Here is a 3034-nt window from a genome sequence, read left to right on the forward strand (position 1 = left end):
GGCAGGGCCTTCAGCTTGGCCTCCAGATCGGCGACATCGTTGTGCTTCCAGATCACCTTGGTTGCGCGGGAATGGCGAATGCCTTCGATCATGCTGGCGTGATTGCCCGCGTCCGACAGGATCACGCAATTTTCCAAGCGGCTGCCTAGGGTGGACAGCGCCGCCCAGTTCGAGACATAGCCGGAGGTGAACAAAAGCGCCGATTCCTTGCCGTGCAGATCGGCCAGCTCGCGTTCCAGCAACAGATGGTCATGGTTGGTGCCGCTGATATTGCGCGTCCCGCCTGAACCGGTGCCGGTGCGCTCGACCGCTTCGCACATGGCGGCGATCACATCCGGATGCTGGCCCATGCCCAGATAGTCGTTCGAGCACCAGACGGTAATATCCCGCACGCCATCCGATCCGTGATTGGCCGCCCGTGGAAACTTGCCGCATTTACGTTCAAGTTCGGCGAAATAGCGGTAGTTGCCCTCTGACTTGAGCTGGTCGAGTTGTGCGGTGAAAAGCGCGTCAAAATCCATCCGTCTGTCTTTCTTCTTTGGTCATGGTTTTGGGCACCGGAAGCATCCAGCGCCAGAGTTTCGCATCCGGCAGCGGCACCACCATCAGCCAGTGTTCGAGAAGGGCAAGGGCCGCAAGGGCCGTCAGCAGGGCGAACCCCACGAGCGCAACGTCGCTTTGCGCACCCCAGAGGCGCTCGGCACAGATCGCCAGCAGCGCGGTCAGAATGGTAATCGCAACGGGAAAAGCCAAAGTCACTGGCCCCTGCCGGAAATAGCTTTTCAGATGCCGCAACCGGTCGGGGACGAACTCCAGATTGATCCGTGGCACCCCGAAAAACAGGTTCAGTTTGGCAAGGATCCGCGCCACGAACAGCAACAGATAGGTCGCAAGCGCGATGCGGTTCGCAGCCCCGTCCGAGGCGATCACCAGCCCCCAAAGGCCCAAGGTCAGCGCCAGTTCATGATAGGCGACGGTCTGGAACGCGCGATAAAAACGGTCGCGGCCCGCCACGTAGGGCGGACAGGCCTCGCGCTGCGGACCGGTGATGACCCCTGCCAGAAAGGCAAGCTCGATCCAGCCCCAGATCGCCAGGGCCCCGGCAAAGCCGAGGTAGGCGCCCGTTGCCGACAAGTCGTTCAAGGACGCATGAACGGCCCAGGCCCCCAGCGCCACCATCGGCAAGGCCATGAACACCGTCATCCCGTGGTTGCCCGCACGATCCGCGCGGCGCACAGCCATCAGGATCACGCCGGTCGAGAACCACCACGCGAAGATCGCAAGGAATGAGGCGACCCAGGGTGACGTCATGCGTCACCCTGTCCGATATGCGAGGGCCGGCTCAATAAGCCGGTTCCAGACGCGGGCTGGCTGGCACCGCGTTCTTTTCGACAGGGATCGTCAGCAGCGAGACAAAGGCCAGACCCGCCTTGGCCGAGCCTGCCATCCGCGTCAGCCAGCCGCCGACGCCACCCTGCTTGCGGCCCTTGGCGATCTGCACATTGGCAGCCTCCATCCGGCGCAAGCTGGGTTTCCAGCGCGGATGGTCGATGTCAAGCGTCATCGGGAAGACCTGCTTGGAGATTTCCGATGTCTTGCGGAACACCTCTTGTCCGTACCATTCAGGATCGACGCCCAAGGCCTCGTGGAAGGCGGGCCGTTGGTGATCGCGTACCCACATGGTCGAGAAGACGGCCGTCAGGAAGAACTTGATCCACATCCGGTTGGCCCAGCTTTCGGTCAGCTTGGGGTCGGTCTTCATCAGAAGGGCGAAGGCCTCGCCATGGGAAAACTCGTCGTTGCACCATTCGCGGAACCACTTGAAGATCGGGTGGAAGCGCTTGTCGGGGTTCGCCTCGAGGTGGCGGTAGATCGTGATATAGCGCGCATAGCCGATCTTTTCGGACAGGTATGTGGCGTAGTAGATGAACTTGGGCCGGAAGTAGGTGTATTTCTTCGCCTGCGTCAGGAAACCAAGGTTCACCGCGATCCCTGCCTCGCGCAGGGCGTCGTTGATGAAACCGGCGTGGCGCGCTTCGTCACGGGCCATCAGCTGGAAAAGCTCGGTGATGTCCTTGTTGGACCCGCGCCGCTTCATTTCCTTGTAAAGGACACAGCCCGAGAATTCGGCGGTGCAGGAAGAGATCAGAAAGTCGATAAACTCTGCTTTCAGCTTGGGCTCCATCCCGTCCCAGTCGATATGGTCCCAGTCCTCGTTCTTCTTGAAGTGGCCCTTGTTGGGGTCGGCCTTCATCTGGCCGATCAGCTTGTCCCACTCTTCACGGACGGAGGACACATCGATCGCATCCATTTCATCGAAGTCGGTGGTATAGAAGCGCGGGGTCAGCAGCGTGTTCTGAAGGGCGACCTTGGTTGCGCTTTCGCTGTCGATCACGCCATCGTAGTTCTTGGCGCCCAGCGCCTCTTCCACGGTGGTGGCGTCGGCGGAATGCGATGTGCGTTGCACGTTCATGACATCACCTCTTCGCTGAATGAGAATTCGCAGAGCTCCATGAACTCGAAATCGCCCGTTGCGCGGGTCCAAAGCTGTTCCAGCCTGGACGCCCGCGTAATGACGGCGGTGCGCTTTTCTTCGACCAACTGACCGAACTCGGCCATGATCTCGGGTCCCTGCACCTGCACCGTGTCACCCGGGTAGATGACGGCGCCGTTGTCCAACCGGACATGCGCCGAGAGTTCCTCGAACCGATGCGAGATCGTCACCGTGCAAGGTGCGGTCTCTTTTTCACGAAAGAATAGTCCCATCTGTGTTCCCTTTTCACATTTCATGCGGGTGGCTGGCCCGCAGAGGGTTTCAGTCCAGCAGCTTGGCGAAAGCTGCCACGTTGTCTTTTCCGTATCCGATCAGTTCGACACGCAGTCCGGTGGCGTCATCGAGGATGGCGACATTGCCGTTCTCGCGGCGCACGACCTGCACGGGCGGATTGCCTGCGATATTCTGCTTGAAACGCTCGCGGTCGATGACGCGGCCCATCACACCGATGAACCCGCCCAGATCGTCCGAGGACGAGGC

General features: G+C 60.6%; 5 protein-coding genes. All 5 read right to left on the minus strand.

The genetic code is table 11. From position 1 onward, the window contains the following. The coding region (locus V7N12_RS10255; RefSeq protein ID WP_333714433.1) for an aminotransferase class I/II-fold pyridoxal phosphate-dependent enzyme at window positions 1-521 on the minus strand (521 nt) is incomplete at its 3' end. Beyond that, entirely contained in the window at window positions 511-1311 is an 801-nt protein-coding gene (puhE, locus tag V7N12_RS10260; RefSeq protein WP_333714434.1) for a putative photosynthetic complex assembly protein PuhE, read from the minus strand. The genes V7N12_RS10255 and puhE, both read right to left, overlap by 11 nt. A gap of 31 nt (window positions 1312-1342) precedes the next feature. Continuing rightward, on the minus strand, window positions 1343-2473 hold the full coding sequence (gene acsF, locus V7N12_RS10265) for a magnesium-protoporphyrin IX monomethyl ester (oxidative) cyclase (protein WP_333714430.1): 1131 nt from the start codon (window positions 2471-2473) through the stop codon (window positions 1343-1345). Beyond that, complete coding sequence (locus V7N12_RS10270) at window positions 2470-2766, minus strand: hypothetical protein (protein ID WP_333714431.1); 297 nt, start codon at window positions 2764-2766, stop codon at window positions 2470-2472. The genes acsF and V7N12_RS10270 overlap by 4 nt, the downstream gene beginning before the upstream one ends. Window positions 2767-2815: 49 nt before the next feature. Continuing rightward, window positions 2816-3034, minus strand: a 219-nt coding sequence (gene puhC, locus V7N12_RS10275) for a photosynthetic complex assembly protein PuhC (protein ID WP_333714432.1), incomplete at its 5' end; no start/stop codon positions are given.

The sequence above is a fragment of the Yoonia sp. genome (genome assembly GCF_036770585.1).
In the GTDB taxonomy this organism is placed as follows: Bacteria; Pseudomonadota; Alphaproteobacteria; order Rhodobacterales; family Rhodobacteraceae; genus Yoonia.